This window comes from Pleionea sp. CnH1-48 (assembly GCF_024124665.1).
Classification (GTDB): domain Bacteria; phylum Pseudomonadota; class Gammaproteobacteria; order Enterobacterales; family Kangiellaceae; genus JAMXSB01.
This window is the reverse complement of record NZ_JAMXSB010000002.1, coordinates 85,509-106,135: the sequence shown is the minus strand read 5'-3', so window position 1 is coordinate 106,135 and position 20,627 is coordinate 85,509. Positions and strand designations below refer to the sequence as shown.

Below are 20,627 nucleotides of genomic sequence, written 5' to 3'. Positions count from 1 at the left end.
AAAGGCGAGCCATTCTACCACAGGGAAAGTCAGCTAAAAATTAAGGAGTATCAGCATCACTCGAAGTCTCTTACTCCCGTCGTTTTAGGATGACAGAATTTCTATGGCGCCGCCAAAGGAGTCATTTAATGGTCAAGTCTTATATAAGATTTTAATTATCTGGAGAAGTTTATGAAAACATGGGCGGCAGCCATCATTGTTATTACGCCAGTAATGACAACTGCGGGAGTAAGAGAGAATGTTTTGCAGGGCACGCATTATATAGAGTCCTATGCAAGTGGCTATGGATACACCGAAGGCGTCATATCATCACAAGAAAACAGACCGATTGTGTTGGAGCGTGAATCACCAAAAGAGATGATGGTTTACGCCAGTAGTGGTGCTCGGGTATGGGTTGAGTCTCGTTTAAATCTCCTTAGTCAGCCTATGGGAGACCATACGGGGGTTGTGCGTTTTAAATGTGGCGGCGTATTTACGCCAGCCATGAATATACAACCTCCAGCTGGAAGTGACATTCCCGACACTGGCAATCTGGGAGATGACAGTGTTAACCAAGGTTGTTTTGGTGTTAGCTGGGAATATACTTACGACTCGTCTTATCAAGGAGGGGTAATGAGGGCAAAACTGATAAATACCAATGCCACTGGGAGTGCCAGCGAGGAGCGGCCCTATAGTCGGTTAAATGCTAATGTGACCTTGAACGGCAATAGCTCTCAGCAAGTTGGTTTCTCTGATAACTGGACGGAAGTTCCCCTTAATTCTGGCCTAAATGAAATGCAAATGACGGCTTCTGCAAATACACTTCTTTCGTTATCCGATCTCTTTGCACAGGGGAGTTCGATTCGAGTTTCTAGTGGAAATGTAGCTTTGTTCTGGGAAATCGAAGAGCCAAAGTACGCTTTTAATGCCGAAGCCAATAGCGATCAACTCAATGAAGCTGTCGTTGTTGTTGGTGACTCGGGCAGTGTTTATCAAATGGATAAACGAAGAAAGTGGGTCAGTGGAATGCTACCTGTCGATATCAACCAAACGTATCGTTTGTCGGGCAAATTCAAATCCGTTGGCAATCAGCCTTCCTTTGTATATTTTGGCTTAGAGAGCTACGACAAAGATTTTAATCTTATCGAGTCCATTACAGTAAACCGCCGTGGTTCAGACGCAACAGTGGCGTCAGTACAAGGTAATATTATCTCAGTGAAAGAGCCTCTATCGGGCTGGGCCGAAGCTAATAGTCCAGCACATAAGCGCAGTATTGGTATTTATTATGATGGTGATTTAAGTAAACGCCCAGACTACTATATTCCGATTGATACTAGTGTTATCTACAGCACTGATCCTGAAGAGGGGGGGTATCGTTATCTGGCGACCTCTCAAATTCACCTTAACGAATCATTACCCGGCGAAGTTCTTAGTCAGATCAAACCTGGCACTACAGTGATCAAAAACCATCGCATCAGTAGTACTCATATTTTTGTTGCTGGAGAAGCCATGCCCTATGATGATTGGGCCAACTATAGCCGAGCTCTGCAAGGTATTAGTTGGGAGAATAGTCATTCAGCTTTTCGTCCGGAGACAAAGTACGTAAAAGTTTATGTCGCTGGAAACTGGATAGACGGAGAAGGTGCCATACTCGAGTTTGATGATTTAGAACTAGAGAAAGTTATAACTCAATTACCTCAGTAATTGCCTTTAATCGGTGAGCAATAAGCTCACCGAACACCTACCTTTATATCGACATATTTCCGTAGCCATAGATTTTTAGATGTACTTGAGCATTTTTTAGCTCAACTTTTAGCTCAATCATGCGTGTTGCGCGATAATCGATAGATCATGCGCTTTTCTTTATAGTGTTCATTACTTCATTCTTGGCATAGTTCCTCGCGAAATACTTTGGGTTTGTATTCGAAGCTTTTTAAGTGCGCTCAATATTCCAATCTTTGAGAAGCGGCGGGTATGAACCTTTATTTTAAGTCGCACTGTTTTTAATACCGAACAATAAGTAGCAATGACGTTAGTCATTCTATTTTTTTGATCATGGAAGCAAGCGATAACAACTTAAGATCTTTGACGCGGAGGAACTAAAGTGTCAACTACATCGTTATATGTCTGCAATAGGACATGGAAGCTGTTTTTACTATTACTGTTTATATTGGGATGGAATGATCTGCATGCTCAAAAAGAGCCTGCTAAACGTCTACCCGATGATTCTTCTCAACAATGGCTCGATCCACTCACATCCGATTCGCCATTTACTGGACTAAGTGACTCTGCACCTATGGTGCAAGTTAACGAATACACAGGAAAAGCAACAGTCACTATCGATACCATTGGTGTGAGTGGTATGAGTGTTGCTCCAACACTGCAACAAGAAGTGTTGTTTGTTGAGTCATCGTCAACTTCAAACCAGGATGCACCCAGACGTTTTGACAACAAAATGATGGCGGGCTGGCAGGCACACCAAGGCTATTTGCGAGCCGACTGGAACTGGGAGAGAAAAGCGCCCGGTCAAGGTTATCCATCCACACGATTGCGTTATGTTAGAGCGAACGGTAGTGTTCTGGAGTTTCAGGAGAATCGAGCCTGGGCTAAAGAAGTGGTTCGGTTAGGTGAACGTTATGCAATGGATCATACCTTCGAGCCCAGTGCTAACATTTTTCTTTCGCGCTTTGATCTGCCGAATACACAGCCAGTTGAAGCAACACCAAGTGGCGAACCTCATGCTCCTCATGGATGGCGACGGAGCTTATATAAAATGCAGGAACCCGATGGTTCGGTGACGACACTCAGGTTAGCTGGCTTTGTTGATGATCAAGCGAACAGCGATCAACAACATCGTCATGCTATCTATGTACCTGTTGAACGACGCTCGGCATCGGGTCGTGTTATTAAAATCCATTACGATGGTGAAGGTGAGTGGGGCATTGGCCATAACGTCAATACTGATTTCCAACCTCGTGTTAAATATCTGGAAGATCCCTGGCAACGTCGTCTCGTTTATCATTACGAAACCATCGGCGATTTGCCAAGACTGCGACACCTGACTTTGCAACAGGTGAGTGCTTCTAATACTGAATCAGCTTCTTACCAACAATGTGGAAGAGAAGCCTTGAGTGCTCGTGTGGGTAATCGAGGAGGCAACTATGTTTCGGGTTCTTCTTGTCAGCGTCTGGCAGAGTTTCAATATCTTCAGGTGGCTGGTGAATGGGTGTTACGACGTTGGGTCAAGCCTGATGGACAAACGACGATTTTTAACTACAGTGCACAGTTTGGTAGACCGTTAATTTCTGCGGTGACTTTACCCACTGGCGGACAGATTGGCATTCAATTCGCTCTCTTTGAATTACCAACCGTTATACTGGCTCCCGTTGTAGAAAATGAACCTCAGATTTGTAGTCATAGTGAAAGTCGCTATTGCTGGGTTGCTACAACACAAAGATATGTTCGAGTCAGCCGTTTACAACATTCTGGAGGAACCTACAGTTATGCTTATGAAGCGAAGGATGTCAACACGCCTAATGTTTCTCCTAATACGGTAAAAGCGATTCGCCCAGACTGGTCTTGGTCAAACGGAGTTGGATATTATTTGGTGACAAATGTTCAGCTGCAAGGTGCCGAAGAAAACTATCATAGAGTCACCTATTATTCTCACCCCAAACCCGATACGAGTCATATTCAGGGATCTATAGGTCATTATGTAGGAACGGGCTCATCGGGATCTCCAGTTGCTCGTGTCGAAACGTATAACGCAGCGGGCATGTCAGCGACAGAAAAAGCTTTGTTCTGGAACTATTATGATCCGGCGGATCAAAGTGTTCCGCCAGGCAATGGAACACTGTACGTTGCTGATAAAGCACCTCGTGTACAAGGTTTCGTCGAACGCCTAGATGGTGTAGAAATGTTAACGCAATTTGATTATTTATATGAAGTCAATTTGCCGCAATCACCATGGGACCCTTTGGTAAAATGTTACCCTGACTGGGTGAGAGAAGAACTGCGACGCAGCAGTCAGTTAATGTGTGCTGGTATGCTTATTCGTACCCGTCAACAAACGGTTAGCTCGCCTGTCGCTGAGCAACGTTTTGAGTATCATCACGAGTTTCCAAGTGTGTCGCCAGCAGAGTCTCTAAGTGCTGCTAATGAACCACTTTTATTAGGTTTACCTAAGGATGCAAAATCATTTCAGGACAATGTATTAACTCAATGGTTCAAGCGCAGCTATCTGCCTGGTACAGGACTGGAAGATGAACACCAACAAGCTCGAGTAGTGCGAATTATTGATGGCAACTGGCCTTACAATCCAAGCTGGATTAAACGTAAACGCGATTACTATACAACGAGCGATGGCCCCCTTAATGGTTTATTAAAGCAAGAGTATGTGGGCGTTCCTGAATACGCAACTCGTGTACTTGATTATCAATATGATGTGCCTGTTGCCACACAACTCCCAGATTCTCAACCTGTCTACAAAAAGGTCGATTTAGCCGGTCGTCTAACTCACACAATTATTGATAATGCAGTCGAACGCAGTGAGTTTGATGATACTGGTCGTTTGTTACGTCAATATACTGCAACCAAATCTAATCCTGGACAAGCCGCAGCGAATACCCCGGTTGTGCGAACTTGTTGGAAAGTAGCGGTTGGTCCTTCTGCTGCTAATTGTTCTTCATCTCATGGACTCAGTGATCCAAACTGGGTATCAAATCAGGCCACTGCTGCTGCATCTGATTCTTCTTCGAGTAGTTGGGTTGCAAAAGATAGTGTATTGGATGCCTGGGGGAGACCGATTAAAACTTACAATCAAGTTGATGACGCAACACAGGGTTTAGTTTCGCAAACCACTTATAGTGCTATTGGATTTAAAAAACTTGAGTTTGATGTCGTTAATAATATGACAACAAAAACCTGGCATGATGTGGTCGGCCGTCCACTTAAGCAGGTACGTTATCAAGCCAGCGAAAGTGATGCAGAAGTTATCAGCGAATTTCAATACAGCAAACTAGCTGATGGTCGTTCCATCGTAAGAAAAACTCAGTCTACTTTAGTTCTAACAAACCCCGAAGATTCTGATAGCGCAAAAGAGTATCGTTCGATTGTTACTCATAATGAAGTGGATTTTTTTGGTCGCCCAATTAAGCAGGGAACTGAGGCTCACGGTGTAGCACAGGGTGAAGGTCGTTACACACAGTTTAGCTATTCATTTAATCCTGATAATGGTCAGTTTCGTACCGAGATTCGACCGGATGGCGGACGCTATCGTAGTCTACGTTTTGACATGTTAGGCAATCTGCTCGCAGAAAATCATCCAGAGTTTGATGGTGTTATCTATAACTATGATCCACAACGAGGTTTGCTAGTGGATACCGAGTATTTAGTGAGACCTGACAGCCAACTGACTGGACCGCGAATATGGCGTAACAGCTATGACAACGTTGGTCGCTTGACGCATGTTCACAGTCTGGTAAGCATTGATGATTCTCCTACTCAGTTACTTTATCATTCTTACGATGAGTGGGGACGTCTTAAATCACAGGGAGCCAGCGTTGACAAAGTGCATCAAGTGACACGTTTTGATGACGTTAATCGACCTCATGTGGTTACCAGCAACCTGGGTGACTTTGATGCAGGACCAGAAATAGAAACATCCACTCTCGATGCAGACAGTGATGCAAGAATTCAGTGGCAAGCCGCAGACAATGCACGTTTTTATCTGCTAGAACTCGAACAAAATGGCAGTAACAAATGGCGGCAAACCATCGAAGCGCCATTAACGTCAGCGACTGTCTCTGCGGGAACCTTGCAAGCAGGTGTTGATACCCTTATAAAAGTTCGTTCTGTTAATCAGGAGTTTCAGCCAAGCTACTGGGAAACGAAAACCATTGACGTCTCTGGTGAAACGCGTTTTCGATTGTCAAAGAATCAGCTAGAGTTTTCTGCAAATATCAATCAAACCGACGCGCAGATTTTTTCGGTTATTAATCAGAGTGCCGAACGCCTGAGCTTTATTCTTGCCTGGCCGGGAGCATTTGCGGGGCCCAAGTCGTTCGAAGTGGCCGCAAATACCTCGTTACCTATTGAAGTTCGCTTCTCTCCAACGCAGCCGAGCGATGATGGTGAATTTTCTGTTGATTTTACCCATGATGGAGAAACGCAATCGCTGACTTTAATTGGCGAAGTTCAGGCGAGCTGCCATCTTACTTTGTTGTCATTGGAAGGTAGCAGTGAGCAATTAGATTTTGGAACCGTTGTTGATGGTACTGTGGTCAGTCAGCAAGTGCGCGTCACTTCTCGTCATTGCTCACCGCAAACTTACGCAACCGTTAGTTTGCCTGCTCCATTCGGTTTTAGTGAGTCGTATCCGCGAGTGGTATCGAAAGTCGTCGATGTGAGTAGAGAATCATTGGATATGACGATCTACTATCATGCAGACGTTGATTATGGTTTGGCACAACAGGTTCATCAGGGTAATGTGCAAATCGCTATCGATAGAACTCCCATGGCGAATTTAGCAGTGAAGGGAGTGAGTCAAACCTTACTCAACGCCTGTCAGCTTCAAGTTGCGGCTGTTAATTTTGGCGAGGTGCCAGCCTCGAGTGATATGAATACTACTTCAAGAGTACGGCTAAATCACCAGTGTCCTGAAACTACAACTGGAACATTGCGATTGAATGCTCCATTTTATGTAGGACAATCGACGACTGCGAATCTGACCTTTGAAGCAGGACAGCCCTATACAGAAGTGGAGCTATCGTTCCGACCTAACACCACCGCACAGCAGTCTTACTCAAGTAGCGCTCGTGTTGTTGCTCAAGGAGCAGAGATAACATCATTCAATTTACATGCGCGAGTTGGTCCGCCAGAAACTCCAAACCCTGCGCTTATTCAGTTTGCAAGTTCAGCTTGTGATCAAGGCAATGGACAATCGGGGACGCCTTGCGAAGCTTCTGTAATGGCATCGAACAGTGAAGGAAACCTATTGAACGTTCAATTCCTTCCTGTCCTTGAACCCAATACAGTAATGCAGAATATTGAAGTTGAGTTGCTCTCTGCATCCAACAATACCAGTGTTGGCCGTTTCGAGCTTAATCGATCACAAGACGCTGATAAGTGGCCGGGTTGCATGGCGCAAGGCAGTCCTAATCGTTGTTGGGCATCGTTTAGATTTATTCCAGCAAACTCCGCTCCGCCATCTGGTTCGGTCAACGCAACAGCGGTCGTTCGTAATCCAGATCGTCAGCAAACCTTGTATTTAAACTTAAAAGGAAGTTACGTAGCGACTCCTACATTAACGACACCGAGTGCACCGATTAATATTGGTCAGGTTCCACTAAACCAATCTCGCAGCGGCGCTTTCTCGATAACCAATCACGGTGGACGGCCTATCTACTATTGTATTGAAAACGTCCGCCCCGGAAGTTTGGGCGCTAATCTTGTAACACTTGGCATACCTCGTTGCAGTGATGGCAACATGAATATTGAGGCTGGCACATCCCGTGATCATGCTCCGATTATTTATGCGCGAGAAGAAGAAGCGAATGTTGGTGACCGAGTCGATGCCATTTTCAATCTACGATGGTTTACAGATGAACACAGTGGAGAGCTCTATCGAGGAGAATTTTCTATTCAAATGCTAGGCGATGTGACAGCTGCGAGTGATCGCTTGACCATCTCTGAGACACTCACACGGTTTGCAAATATTTATTCGACCTACGCACCATACTCTTGCACCACACGTATGAAAATTCGAAAGACAACGCGCTATGTCGATGGTGACCAAGGTTACTTCATGGTAGATGGCGTTTCGGGTGTTGACTGGTTTGACAGCGAGCGCTTCCCTGGCATGTTGCGGTATGAATTTGACCACGACATTATCTTTATAGCTGGTGACTACGTAGAGAGAGATTTAAAAGTCAGGTTTACTCGCGAACATATGGATGCAGCCGTTGAATCGAGCTCTGGTATCACTGGGCAAATTTGTCTACACGGAAGATGGAATGATCAGCAAGACAGCACTTCTTACTGTGTACCCGCTGCGGCGTTCCACAATAATGGCGAAGGACAGGTTCTTCATTGTAATTAATGAGAGGTTAGCGAGGGGAATAACCTCTCGCTCATTTTACTATTGAATTGGAATTCTTATGAAAATACAAACTATTTGTTCTACAAGTCTTCTTATGGCTTTAGGTTTTGTCTGGCAGTTGAACGTTCAGGCCAATCAGTTTGAACTTGAGTATCTTTATGGCAACAGCGGGCAGTTGAAAGGGCTTAATTCAAGTTGGATTGGGAGTAAAGGTAGCACTGCTAATTTTGGCGTCGACTTTGACTTTCTACCCAATGGTCAAGTTAAGGGCGTTTCTGCTCGTCATTGTCTCGGTTGTGAGTCTCAATCTGTAAAACAGCTGAGTCATTTTGATCGCTTGGGAAGAGCGACCAGCGCTGTCTGGAGCGATGGTGCTGAAGCCAGTTATCAACTCGATAACTTTGGTCGGCTTCGTTATATGCAATTGAGCTTACCAGGAGTTTCTCAAGCTCAGTACCGGGCCGATTCGATCAACTATGACGAATGGGGCTACGTACAAGGTTATCGTCGAGTGGATTCAACGGTTAACAACTACGTTGGGTTTCAATACGGTCAACAAGGTGAACTGACTCAGTGGAACGTTGGTAATGAGCAGGTTATTTATGGTTATGATACTCAGGGCAATATGACCTCTCGCCAGGGAAAAGTAGGTGATCTACCTGAAAGTTATCGACGTCAATATGATCGCAAAAACCATGTTGAAGGCTGGCAATACGATGCGATGGGGCGTTTAGTCAAAGATGATCAATATCACTATTCTTACAATAGCGCAGGTCGTTTGGCATTAATTCAAGATGCAGAAACTGATGCTGTTGTCGCTGCTTATCGATATGACGTCTCTGGGATGCGAGTAGCAGTGATGGAAAATGACAAAGTCAATTTTAGTCACCGTAACGGTGATACGGTTTTGGTACAAACTTCGGTTGCAGCATCGGGAGAACTAGAAGACGCTAAGTTATTTGTTCCTTTGAATGGCGTCGTAGTGCAAGAGCGTTCGGTCTCTGGTGATTCTACTAACTATTTCCAAGATCGTATGGGTAATCCAGCGGTGCGATGGGGAGGCAATGATGGCGTGATGGTGCAAGAGTATTCGCCTTATGGCCAACAAACATTCGCTTATGGACCAGACGTCCATCAAGGGCCTGGTGGTTATACTGGAACCCATGAAGACGATGCTACCGGGCTCACTTATATGAGAGCCCGGTATCAAAGCCCTACCGCCGGAAAATTTTTAACGCCTGATCCAGCGCGAGATTTTGATCCTTTTAAACCTCAAACGTTTAATCTTTATCAGTATGCGTCGAATAATCCGGTGAATAAGGTTGATCCTACCGGTTTATTTCAAGAACCTAATGATGAAAATGATACCGATCAGGTTAGGCCACAAGACTTGGAGTTGGAAGAAGATATTCAACTGACCAAGGATGCTGTTGCTAACAATTCAGGCAAAGCTTGCATTATTACAATGAGAGACGCCTGTAGAGAAGTGCTTAATGATAATGATATTGGAACCGGAGTATCACCAACAAATTACGATTCCTTAATGGAAGATATGGAGGCCAGATGCCAGGTTGATGGATGTCATGAGTTTACATTTAATGGCTCTTCCAGAACCCCATTAGGTAGCGTGACGTCATTGACAGAAAGTATTGCCGATAATCTGGAACCGGGAGTTTACACCTTAGGTATTGCAGATGGAACTCATACTATGATGCTAACCTACGATGGTGAGACTTATTCTTTACTCGACCAAGGTACACCTTGGAGCGGTGACTTTTCCAATGGAGCAGATCTTGATGCGCATCTGTTGCAGACAACCAAAGACATGGTTAATGCTGGTCGCGCTGATTTTAAGTCCATTCTTAAAGTTCGGAAGGTGATATTTGATGACTAATACAAGCATTTCATCAAGGCTTTAATCTAAGCCAGTCATCAAAAGTTTGTCGTTATACTTTTCGGCTATCTGAGCGGAGCCTGGCTCCGCCGTAATGCTCATATTTCGTCATGCTTTATAGTATTGTATCTTTTTGGATATGTTAAACTCCTTATTGGATATCTCTATGTTGCTCTATATTTTGATACTTGGAGTTCTATAAATTAAGAGAAAGTAAATATTTTCCTTTTAAAGCAATGGGTTAGCTGGGTATTGTCTCGTTGGTACTATAGCTTTTATAAACTTGGCACAGCATTTGTAATACCTAAAGCATATTCGAGTTATGGATACACTGTGGGACTTAAGAGCAATTTCCGAATTTGCCTCTAACGCAGAAAAGCGCCTTGTTCTTTCTATTCCCCAGTGTGTCCAACTTCCTAATTTTATCGAAGTGGACCTACAATGCTTGAGCCAATACAAAAGAACACTCATTTATCCTTGATCGAAGGTGAAGATCTGGTGTTATTCATTAACGCCTGCTTCACTTGCACTGGTCAAAACGAATTCTATGAAGAAGCTTATGAGCAAGGTCTGTCTATCGACTTCTTACATCAATACATCCTCGGAAACTACCGACGCCTTTACGCATTGACACTGGCGACCGGTATCAACCATTACAATCAAGCACTTATCATCTTTAATCTTTTATCGAGTGGGGCACCATCCTTTGCTGCGAATAAGCTAGAGGAATCCAATCTTATCTGGCTTAGTTTACAAAGCTTACCGGCTAATCGTGTTTTTAAATTATTCGCCACGCTTAAGAAGCAGAAGGTAAATAATCGTCGTACCCGCGCTGTGATCAAGCGTTATCTTGCTTCACGTAAGGACCCTGCTTTTGATGCGGTTAAGTATCGAACTAAAGTAAAACAAGCGATCATGCATGCACATTTGAAAGTGTGTGACGAAAGAGGTCGTTTTCTTTTCGAGAAAGAAAGTAGAAAACCCTTTGAAACGCCGATCTTTGATAGCTTTCAACGAGCTAAGTACAGCAAGCAGGCTATCTATGAACTGCCTTATACTGTGGCAGAAGGATTGGCCCAGAAGCAGGGGATTCCGCGAAATGTGTTCTTAAAAAGTATTGAAAGTAATCTAACAAAGAATGAAAAGTTACGTCTTCAAAAGTCGGCTCAACGCCAGAAGAAAGTAAGTCTAGATGTAGATTTTAAAACAGTAGATGTTACTCGATTATCACTTTACTGGTTGTCTTTGCCTTATGAGACTAGAAAAGTGCTAAAAGACAAGTTCGAGTCAGCATTGGATTATCATGCGCAAAAACTAATTGCTGGAACGCAGTTAGCCAGAGATAAAGTTGCAGTGGTGATCGATCGCAGCTTCTCTATGTGGGGAAGTCAAGAAAAGCAACGTCGCCCGTTGGCGGTAGGTTTTGCGATTCATCAAGTTTTGAAGCGAGTGGTAAAAGACTATAGTGTTTTTTGGTCAACACCTGTTAAAGATGACCTTTTTGTTCAACCGAAAGGCCAGTCAAACATAGCCGAGCCTTTTGTTAACGCTTTAAAGCAAGAGCCTGATGTATTAATTATTGTGTCCGATGGGTTTGAGAATGATCCGACAGGATTAACGTCACAAATTTATCAGTCCTGGTTAAAGATTAAGAGCAGAACAAGAAACACTAACATCATTCATATTAATCCAGTTTACGACGCCAACCGTTTTGATGTGAAAAAACTGAGTGAAGGGATAACTTCTGTCGGTATTCGAAATGTCGAAGACATTGCCGTTACTATGGAGTACAGCCGCTTTGCCAATGGTCGAGCGACGATAGAAATGTTAGAAGACTATGTGTATCGAAAGTATAGGGAACAAATCAGTGCAGCCTAAGCCGATGTTAAATAAAATTAGCCTGGATCAATTTGAACTAGCACCTTCTCAGGTATGGGGAAATGTGCGTCTGATTCCTATTATCAGAAAGTCGTACCAGGAGGATTTACGGTTAGGTATTCAGCAATATGATGAGGATATGACCCTTGTTGCGTTGGATGGTAAGCCAGGTGCTAAGTTTCCTAGCTCTATGTATTGCAGCTATGTGCCTCATGGTGTCGTTGCTCGTTGGTCTACAGATAATACTTCTGTTGTACCTTATGGGTGTGAACTGGAAAAAGCAGGGAAGAAAAGTAACTCCAGAATACGAGTAGAACATCGAATGGCCAAACGAGAAGGTGATCGGCAGTTACGGTTTTTGCCACTGCATTTGGCTATGGAAGGGTTTTTGAGCTTATGTTTCGGAGGGCCAGACGTTGCTTGGTCGGAGTATTCCAGCTCTGTGTTACGTCATGGGTTGGGGGCGAGATATGAAAGGTCTATTAGAGGCCGACAAACTCGCGATTTAGAAGATGCTTTGCGAGTTTTTGAGATTCACGAACATCAGGTTGGGGTGGTTATCCTAGTTGCGGATGCACCTGCATCAATTTTTATTGTTCCGCATCCAAGTGATTATCGCTTGATGCATAAAGGGCTAATAGAAGACTTTTATGGTGAGTTGATTTTTTACAATGGTCAGAGCTTATACGATGCTCCGGATCTGGATTTAGGACTGGAAGACGTAAAGGTTAACCAACTCGAGGATTTGGATAAGTTACTTAATGTCGCGAGAAATAGTTATTCGAAGCAGCAGAAAGATTTGTTACGAGGAATACTAAGTCCTAAGGTCGAGTCAAAATTGGTTAACCAACTAGGGCCGTTTACCTTGCAAAGATTTACAACGGACTTAAGTAACGATCAAGAAAACTTTATCGGTGAGGCTTTGATCCGTGATGATGGTCAGATTGAGTACTTGAAGACTTATCAATTATCACGTTCTCAAGCGAAAAGAGGATTTCTGTTGAAGTCTTTGGCGAAAAATGGATGGAACTTGGAAGATACCGCTGCAAGTTTTGGATGTAGTCAAAATGAGTTAATCAAGAGAATGGATAATGCTGGATTTGGGTATTTTTTAAAGCAGCATATCTTGGATGCTGCTATTAAAAAGGTGAGTAGATGAAGGCATATAAAGAACAATTATTGACTCGACTGCATCAATCTGGCTGGAAGCTGGTTGGACAAGAAGAAGGAGCAGATTGGAGTGTTGATGAGTATTGGAAGATAAGATCGATAAAGCAAAACTGGGGACTAGAAGCTTTTGTATACTTTTTAGTTGATCCTATGGATGAACGGGAAAATAAGATATGGGATATTCGAGCGACTTATCAAGAAATAGATGGATGGCTAGATAGAGATTCCACATTTGCTACACTGGATATGGTGAAAGGAAGGTTTGATGAAAAGTCCAGGCAATTTGTTACCGAAGTCAACCGATATCGTGACGAGCTTCTTAGTTTTCCAAGGTTGGAAAAGGAAGGTGTTAATAAGTTTTAATGGACAATTAAGGTTGAACATACGTTATGATAAATTATAAAGATTTGGTTAGAAGAATATCATCAATATTTCCGAAAACGGAAGAGGTTGATGAGTTACTCGAAGTAAGTAAAAGTTGGGATGGGCGTCGACGAGAAGCTGCTGTTAATCAACTGGGTGTGTTGGGTGATCCTGTCGCATTGCCTATGTTGATTTTGAGAGCTAATGACTGGGTTCCACAAGTTAGGCATGCCGCTAGAAGAGCGATTTTCCGGCTACGTAAAGCTGAGAATGTGGAGGCGTTTGTCGAAAGTTTGCCTTCATTTTATCATTTGAGAAAGTGTCGAAGGGAACGGCATGATACGTTAATTGAAGATATTGAAAGATTTTTACTCGACAGCCGATATAGTGAGCATTTGATCCAGGGTATCTCTAATGCGAACCCTTACGTGCAAAGGGCATGTTTTGATCTGGCCCTTGAAAATAAGCTAATGCCTTATAGCGAGCTGGTAGTTATTGGTCTTAAACAGACGGATGTCGTTACTAGAAGCAAAGCTTCCGATCTTATTAGAAGCTTGGAACCTTCAAGGAGACGAATGGCCACCGGTATAGCTATTAAAGACACTTATATGCCTATTAGGCGTGAGGCTTTCCAGATCGAAATAAAGTATGGATTGTCCACTAATATTCTTGAAGAGTTCTTATATGATAAGAGTGTGTCTATTCGAGAGATAGCGATTAAGCACTTAAAACTGGCCGGTATTGATGTTATTTCGTTATACAGACAAACACTGTCAATCAACGAATCAGTACGCAAACAGCGTTACTCGATATGGGGGCTTGGATACCTAGGAGACACATCGAGTGAGAGAACTATTAAATCCTATGTGGCCAGTGAGTACCCAAGCCTGAGAAAGCAGACATTGACTTCTTTGGTCAATCTTTTGGGAGATGATGCTTTTGATGCACTAATCTCTAGTTTGCATGATAAATCTCCCGCAGTATGTCGGGAATCGGCCCGTCTAATTCTGAAGCTCGATATTCTGTTTGAGGCAAAAGAGCTTTTGTCTGTCATACAAGATAGTACTTCTCAACATACGTTGGCGGCTTGTATTGAGCTTGCTAAAACGAGTAATAAGTGGGAAAGACTCATATTTTTGCTGGATATTCGAAAGTTGCTTGAAAGTGAAAAAAATGCTACTGCCAAGTTAGCGGGAGACGCTCTGATAGAGTGGGAGTACTCGTATAATCGTAGTCAAATAATGCCCACTCCCACTCAGATCAAGGAAATTAAGCGACGACTCCCAGATATCAAAGGTGCATTTGATGGATATGGTATGCGTGGGCTTCTTTTTTCATTAAGAGCCATGGGTATCTAAAAATTAATTTTTATTGAAGGATAGGTAGTTGTGAACGACGAAGATATAATCCGTTTTATTCGCTCTTTAGATGCTAAAGTATCCAAAGAGGATGCAAAAGCAAAGTTTGTTGAATTTGGCGAAGTGGCTCTTTATGCAAATAAAGAAGGCTACTTGCGAATGGCTGTTGAGTTATTGAAGTGTGCTTTCCCTGAAGAGTGCTTTGAGGCAGACTTAAACTATTTGTTTACTACGGACTCAGACTTTGGTATTGAGCATTTAACAGTCACCGAACAAGAGTTAAAATGGCTTGTAACTCGAGTTTTTTGATGGCTTATAGTCCTGGAGGTTGATTATTGTGCTTCCAGGCTCTTTTGGGAAAAGTTTGAAGTTGGAGAATGCAGTTGACTAATAGACAATGGATTGACCAGTTTTTCTATCTAGATGCAGAAGAAACTAAAGGGCTTCCTTACACATTGCACCCCAGAGGAAAGTTCTTCTGTGTGTCATTATCCGAAGTCTTCGATAATCCAGAGCACTTGATCGAGTTGTTTCACCGGAGATTAGAGGCTCCTAGAGAATATGGTGCTTACTTCAATCCAATCGATTACTTCCGATATCAATTTCTTATCTTTGATCAAGATAAGGAAAATGAGCTTAGCTTCTTTCACCCCGTACAGAATAAGAGAACGCCACAGAATGACTGGCTTTATCTTCATAACCTGATTCACAATCAAGGAGTCAAGATATTCCATGATGGTACCCAAGAAAAAGCACGATTCTCACTGTGGGATCGACTTCAATGCGAAGCATTTGTAACTGATAACGAATTGTCTCTGGTAACTCGTCAATTAAAATCCAGTGATAACCAGGCGAAAGTGCTATTCTCTATTGCTAAGGAGTTTTCTAGCGATTATCAAAGCTTTCCATCATTTTTATCGAAACTGATGGAGCAAGACGTCACTCCAGCGCTTACCAAAAGAGAGATTCGGTTTCCATTAGACGAGTTTGTAGCTGAGGCTAAGTCGTCGATGGAAGGCGCTATCATTTTTGCTCACCATTTGAATGATGTATTTCTTGATAAGATCAAAAGCGCTTGCATACACCCCCAAGAAGTATTGTCTTTTCATTTAACCAATAACCAAGTCATAGACATTACAAGAGACCAGCTGCTTGTTCAAATCCATGAGAAATATCCAGAGTATGATTACCACCCGCTCTTAAATGATACTATCTTAACCAGTAAAGAATGGAGCTACTCACCACCGATAGTGCAAGAAAAGAAGCTTTCCAGTTTTGACTTTAAAACGAGCGTTCAGTCCATTGCAGTAGAAGAAATTCCTTATTCCGACGACTTAAAAAAGTACATAGAATGTTTTGATATTTGTATGGAGTTTCAAAGATATAAAATGTCAGAGGTTATCGTTGATAAACTTGCTGCAACGGAACAGATACTCAAATTATTGCCATGCTTTAAAGATCATTGGGACGGTGAACCATCTATTCGAGAAGTTAATTACGACGAGTTTTGGGATTTTGGCAAAAGCGATCGGCATAGGGGGTTAGGCTATGCGTTATATGAACCGCCTTATGGGACGACCGACGAGGAGGCGATTTCTCTATTCAACGATGATTTAGTCAACTTAATATTCAGCGACCAGCCAAAAGCAGATTGGGTTATCTATGAGTCCTCAACTAACAATGGTTATTTCATTAATGAGTGGTGGGATTATTTGTGGGTCGCCTACAATACGAAACGATCGGAATTTGTAGTTTTAGCAGCGACCGCGACTGACTAGTTTCTTATTGATAATAAACGAGGCGCAATATTACCGAATGTATCGGTCGATAAGATTATTCATAATCTGTATACCTTGAGCCATTATTCTATCGACATTATGTGGCTGATGTTGAATTGCATCCATTGATTCCATAATAAGCCGCTCTACATGAGGTCGAAATTCATTGCGTAGTTCATCAGCTTGTAGGCGACTCAGTTGTCCTGTTCGTTCTCTTTGATTAATGTTTCTTTCTATTTCAGCGGCCATGGCTCCGAATGTTCGTCCTGGCCGATCCATTGCATTGGCATCCAGAGGAACCTCTTGTGTGGGCTCTGACTGCCAGTCAAACTTCACGCCATCGGTATCAGACCAGGAGTTTTTAGCTCTAGGGTTTTCGATGTCTAATGAAGGGTTAACCTCTTTCATATTATCTGTGAACTTGCTCTTTGCCTCTATCTTGTTCCAAGGGCCTTTGGCTTCATGTAAGTGCACATGAGCTTTGCTGTATTGTCCTTTATTGGAGTAATTGATAGGCATTGACGCGATTTTTGATGCAGAAGGGAACTGAGACAGTGTTTTTATCATGATTTCTTCAATCATCTTGCAACCCGCATTGGCAATCATAGCCCAGTTTTCTTTATTGCTTCCGCCATCTGCTAACTGAAGAACATCGGTATTGACCAATGGTTCGTTAAAAAATTGAAGGCTATTAGTTTTGAACTGAATTTTTACGTCCTGGTATAATCCTCCTTTATAAAAAAGAATAATCATTCTCATGATATCACTCATTGCAACAAAGGATTTCTTAGCAAGCATAATTTGCAATAAGGGTAAAAATTTCGATACCCAAGGTGGTTTATCTTTCCAGGCTGCCATTGTTCGTGAAAAGTCCACTTCAAACATTCTGAAACCTCTTACTTCGATACGGCGGCCAACCATATTATCAACGACCTCGAAGTCTTCATTTTTCTTTTTGGCAGTTTCATAAACCCAGATAAGATTTTGCCAACCCTTTGCTTGAGTCTTTTTGCGCGTGTCAATGGCGTCTTGTAGCTCTACGTTATCCCGATATTCTCCTTGGACCCAAATACTATGAATGTTTTTCTCTTTAAGCGGGGATACAGGCTTTTTCGGTTGTGGGAGTTTTGACTTAATGGTTGCAATTAAACCGCTGCAGTGATCCTTGTAGTCACTTTGCTCGATAACATCAATCTGCATTCGCACAATATCTGCGTACATAGTCAAAGACGACAAGTCATGAAGGTCATTGAGAAAGTTAACGGCATCCTTTACGTTAGATGGCATTTCTTCAATGATCGTTGCTTTAACTCTTTGTACCGCTTGAGTGGTATGTGGTGGAGTCGCTGTTTTTAGTGGAGTAGCAGAGGTTGCTGTTGTAGTAAGGCTCATTGCTTTTGCACCCATGGTGTCTGCTTCATCCTCAAGATGTTTATCGTCATTAAGAGCAACGTTATTTTTCATTTGCATCGTAGGATTAACACGTCCCTGTTTTTGTTGAACGACGTGCCAGGCTTCATGGGGCAAATGCTTATCTTGGCCTGGTGCGATATGGATATCATTTCCTTGAGCGTATGCATGAGCTTGTAGTTGTATGGGCTTGAACGAATTGTAATGGACTTTAACATCATCCATCGAGTAGCCAGATAATTGCTCGATGTTAGACTTCAGTTGTGTCGGTAGCCCATTGACTTTATGACTCCCAGGCTCAGAAGTGTTAGCTTGCGAGGTGCCGTTGGCAATATTTTGAAGTTGGGCTGTTTTGTTAACTCGATGACTTTTATTGACCATGCTTTCCAACTCACCATCATCCTGTCCGATGGAAGAGCTTTTCACACCTTTAGCTTGTCTGAGCGGTTGTTTGATCCTCGATTTTTCTTCGTCCTGACTCGACTTCTGTTTTGACTCTCGCATGATCAATCTCAGTCCCTATTTGCGCCGATACTCCTATAAGCTAGCATTTCTGAAGAATATCTCAAACTTTAGCCTTGCTGATGAGAATCTCAACTCTGAGTTATCGGTAGTTGCATAAGTTGCCATGCAAAGGTTTTTACAAGTGTTTGTGCCTTAGTATAGGACTCGTTGATTTTTCTTTCCGTTCAACACAAGCCCCAAGAACGTTGACCGAACAAAAAGATCGTAAAGCAGGAGAGATACCAATAAAGTTATTGTTGTAATCCCTGTTAGCTTAATCAACCAATGTAAAGCCAGCTCAGCAAATGCGATCTGCAACCAAATCACAATCGGTAGATGGACCAGATAAAGCCAGTAAGAAGAGTCAGCAATATATCGAACAACTTTACTTGGTCGATCCATAAAATGCTTAAATACTCCTAGAGTAAGTGAAACGAGAGACCACATCATCACCGCATAACTCAGCATAAAGCTCGCTTTTATTAACAGGTATTGCGGGTGAGCCGGTTTTGTTTGGAAGTTAGCAAGCATAAGAGTCGAAAGAACGGCTACCAAACCAATAATAAACTTAATCGATGTGAGTTGCGCAAAATGATCCATAAGAGCTTTCTGACGATGGAGCAACCAACCAAAAACAAAGAACCCACTATAAATTAACAGAACCGGAATGTTCGGAGTCAGTGACTTATCAGGCGTATCAACTCCCCAATGGTCCATAAACCAAAGGCATGCAGCAATAGGAACCGAGATAACAAAGAAACCAAGTCGTGATTGGCAAATCCACTCGATCACACTGTCAGAAAATCGAGTTAATGCATTCTTTGTCGGCTTATGAAGACCAACAAAGAAATGCAATAAAAGAACCCCCGCGCTGATCAATAACAGGTAATATAAAAACCAAAGATGAGTACCAACCAGAAGATCTTTTGGCAGATCGAGCAGAGAGAGAAATCCTGTTTTTGCAGCATTCCAAATATTCACTTCGCCACGCATGCTCTCTGCACCCATCAACCAACCCGAGACAAGCAAGGGTCTTAGCAATAGCCAGCCAACTATAAAAGGAATACCAATACGCACCAGACGAGAAGATACAAAGCCCCTCAACTTGTCTTTATGAAACTTCATGTGGCTAAAGAAGCCCGCAATAAGAAAAAATAATTCCAATCGAAAAGAATGACTAGTTAATGCAAACGCTGGCACCGCTGAGCTTGTGGATATATCCATCACTGCCCAACCAATAAATATTGGCATAAAAGATAGGCTGGCGTGAAAAACAACGCCCAAAATCAAAGCAAAAGCACGAGCTGCGTCTAGATAATCGAGTCGCGAGTTATTAACTAAAGATGTATTCATAGTTTGGTTGCATTGGTGTGTTTATCGTTACGGAGAATGTTTGAGGCTTCAAAGAGAAGCCTCATCGAGTCGCTAAAAATTAATAAAAACTGACTTCGTCCACTTCGAACTCGAAAGAAGCTCGCTGTGGACTGTAAGCGACAATGCTCAGGCTATTAATGGTTTTGGTGTCTAGCTGGGTTTGTTCTGACCAGGCGCGCTTCATAGATTTAAAGGGGATTTTTACCTCATGAAACTGACCGTCAGAAGCCACAACAACAGGCGCAGCATGATAATCAAAGTTAGTAATTTTGGTGCTGTTAGCAGAAATATTAATGTTGCCAGAGTTAACTCTAACCAACAAACGAATGCCTTCATAGTCGCTGGCATCGAGCGGTTGTCCCTCTGCTGCCAGAGGCAAAACGGTGCTAGCCCAACCGGGTTGGCCTCTGGCTGGAACTATCTTACCTTTTACCGACATAATGCCTTTAGACACTGCTTGCTGTGTAGTCGTGTTGCCACCTGCAACCGTATCGTTAATATAATGACGGGCAATACCAAAGCTATTATTCTTTGCATCGCTAAAATCATCGATCACTGAGTTAAGGCTTCCTGCCAGGCTGACTCCCGAAAAGGCTAGAAGTGCAGCTAAAGATAGGGCTTGGTTGATTAATGAGGTAGGTTTCATTGTTGGCTCCTGACAAATGGTTAACCGCCAAAGGCGAGTAAAAATCAAACACAGAAATGTGATGTCTACTCATAAGTGCCCAGCCTTGGTAGAAAGGTGACAAAAAATTTTAAAATTCCCTTATCTCGATAAAAATTCACTATTTTTGAGTTTTTTTAGAAAATCTTGTCACCTT

At 42.7% G+C, this 20,627-nt stretch carries 12 protein-coding genes; 9 read left to right on the top strand and 3 right to left on the bottom strand.

The features are described from left to right. Window positions 1–171: 171 nt before the first annotated feature. From NH399_RS03145 to NH399_RS03105, 9 genes are all read left to right on the top strand, one after another. Complete coding sequence (locus tag NH399_RS03145) at window positions 172–1,683, top strand: hypothetical protein (RefSeq protein WP_253036971.1); 1,512 nt, start codon at window positions 172–174, stop codon at window positions 1,681–1,683. Between the two features lie 400 nt (window positions 1,684–2,083). Next, on the top strand, window positions 2,084–8,077 hold the full coding sequence (locus NH399_RS03140; RefSeq protein ID WP_253036970.1) for a hypothetical protein: 5,994 nt from the start codon (window positions 2,084–2,086) through the stop codon (window positions 8,075–8,077). A gap of 58 nt (window positions 8,078–8,135) precedes the next feature. Further along, complete coding sequence (locus NH399_RS03135; RefSeq protein ID WP_253036969.1) at window positions 8,136–9,971, top strand: RHS repeat-associated core domain-containing protein; 1,836 nt, start codon at window positions 8,136–8,138, stop codon at window positions 9,969–9,971. Window positions 9,972–10,412: 441 nt separating this feature from the next. After that, entirely contained in the window at window positions 10,413–11,849 is a 1,437-nt protein-coding gene (locus tag NH399_RS03130) for a hypothetical protein (RefSeq protein WP_253036968.1), read from the top strand. A gap of 4 nt (window positions 11,850–11,853) precedes the next feature. After that, window positions 11,854–13,008, top strand: a complete 1,155-nt coding sequence (locus tag NH399_RS03125; RefSeq protein WP_253036967.1) for a hypothetical protein — start codon at window positions 11,854–11,856, stop codon at window positions 13,006–13,008. Next, entirely contained in the window at window positions 13,005–13,382 is a 378-nt protein-coding gene (locus NH399_RS03120) for a hypothetical protein (RefSeq protein ID WP_253036966.1), read from the top strand. The genes NH399_RS03125 and NH399_RS03120 overlap by 4 nt, the downstream gene beginning before the upstream one ends. 26 nt (window positions 13,383–13,408) lie before the next feature. Beyond that, window positions 13,409–14,740 carry a HEAT repeat domain-containing protein gene (locus NH399_RS03115; RefSeq protein ID WP_253036965.1) on the top strand — a complete coding sequence of 444 codons (1,332 nt, stop codon included), beginning with the start codon at window positions 13,409–13,411 and terminating at the stop codon, window positions 14,738–14,740. Window positions 14,741–14,770: 30 nt separating this feature from the next. After that, on the top strand, window positions 14,771–15,049 hold the full coding sequence (locus NH399_RS03110) for a hypothetical protein (protein WP_253036964.1): 279 nt from the start codon (window positions 14,771–14,773) through the stop codon (window positions 15,047–15,049). Window positions 15,050–15,123: 74 nt separating this feature from the next. Continuing rightward, complete coding sequence (locus NH399_RS03105) at window positions 15,124–16,518, top strand: hypothetical protein (RefSeq protein ID WP_253036963.1); 1,395 nt, start codon at window positions 15,124–15,126, stop codon at window positions 16,516–16,518. A gap of 30 nt (window positions 16,519–16,548) precedes the next feature. Here the strand turns inward: NH399_RS03105 and NH399_RS03100 are convergent, their stop codons facing one another. The 3 genes from NH399_RS03100 to NH399_RS03090 form a co-directional block, all read right to left on the bottom strand. After that, entirely contained in the window at window positions 16,549–18,432 is a 1,884-nt protein-coding gene (locus tag NH399_RS03100; RefSeq protein ID WP_253036962.1) for a DUF4157 domain-containing protein, read from the bottom strand. A 153-nt stretch (window positions 18,433–18,585) separates the two neighbouring features. Next, entirely contained in the window at window positions 18,586–19,785 is a 1,200-nt protein-coding gene (locus NH399_RS03095; RefSeq protein ID WP_253036961.1) for an acyltransferase family protein, read from the bottom strand. 79 nt (window positions 19,786–19,864) lie between these two features. Then, window positions 19,865–20,452 carry a CIA30 family protein gene (locus NH399_RS03090; protein WP_253036960.1) on the bottom strand — a complete coding sequence of 196 codons (588 nt, stop codon included), beginning with the start codon at window positions 20,450–20,452 and terminating at the stop codon, window positions 19,865–19,867. Window positions 20,453–20,627 lie beyond the last annotated feature (175 nt).

Excerpts from the sequence above, each read along its gene's own strand:
- NH399_RS03090 (WP_253036960.1), bottom strand. The coding sequence starts at position 20,452 with ATGAAACCTACCTCATTAATCAACCAAGCCCTATCTTTAGCTGCACTT.
- NH399_RS03120 (WP_253036966.1), top strand. The coding sequence starts at position 13,005 with ATGAAGGCATATAAAGAACAATTATTGACTCGACTGCATCAATCTGGC.
- NH399_RS03130 (WP_253036968.1), top strand. The coding sequence starts at position 10,413 with ATGCTTGAGCCAATACAAAAGAACACTCATTTATCCTTGATCGAAGGT.
- NH399_RS03115 (WP_253036965.1), top strand. The coding sequence starts at position 13,409 with ATGATAAATTATAAAGATTTGGTTAGAAGAATATCATCAATATTTCCG.
- NH399_RS03125 (WP_253036967.1), top strand. The coding sequence starts at position 11,854 with ATGTTAAATAAAATTAGCCTGGATCAATTTGAACTAGCACCTTCTCAG.
- NH399_RS03095 (WP_253036961.1), bottom strand. The coding sequence starts at position 19,785 with ATGAATACATCTTTAGTTAATAACTCGCGACTCGATTATCTAGACGCA.
- NH399_RS03135 (WP_253036969.1), top strand. The coding sequence starts at position 8,136 with ATGAAAATACAAACTATTTGTTCTACAAGTCTTCTTATGGCTTTAGGT.
- NH399_RS03100 (WP_253036962.1), bottom strand. The coding sequence starts at position 18,432 with ATGCGAGAGTCAAAACAGAAGTCGAGTCAGGACGAAGAAAAATCGAGG.
- NH399_RS03145 (WP_253036971.1), top strand. The coding sequence starts at position 172 with ATGAAAACATGGGCGGCAGCCATCATTGTTATTACGCCAGTAATGACA.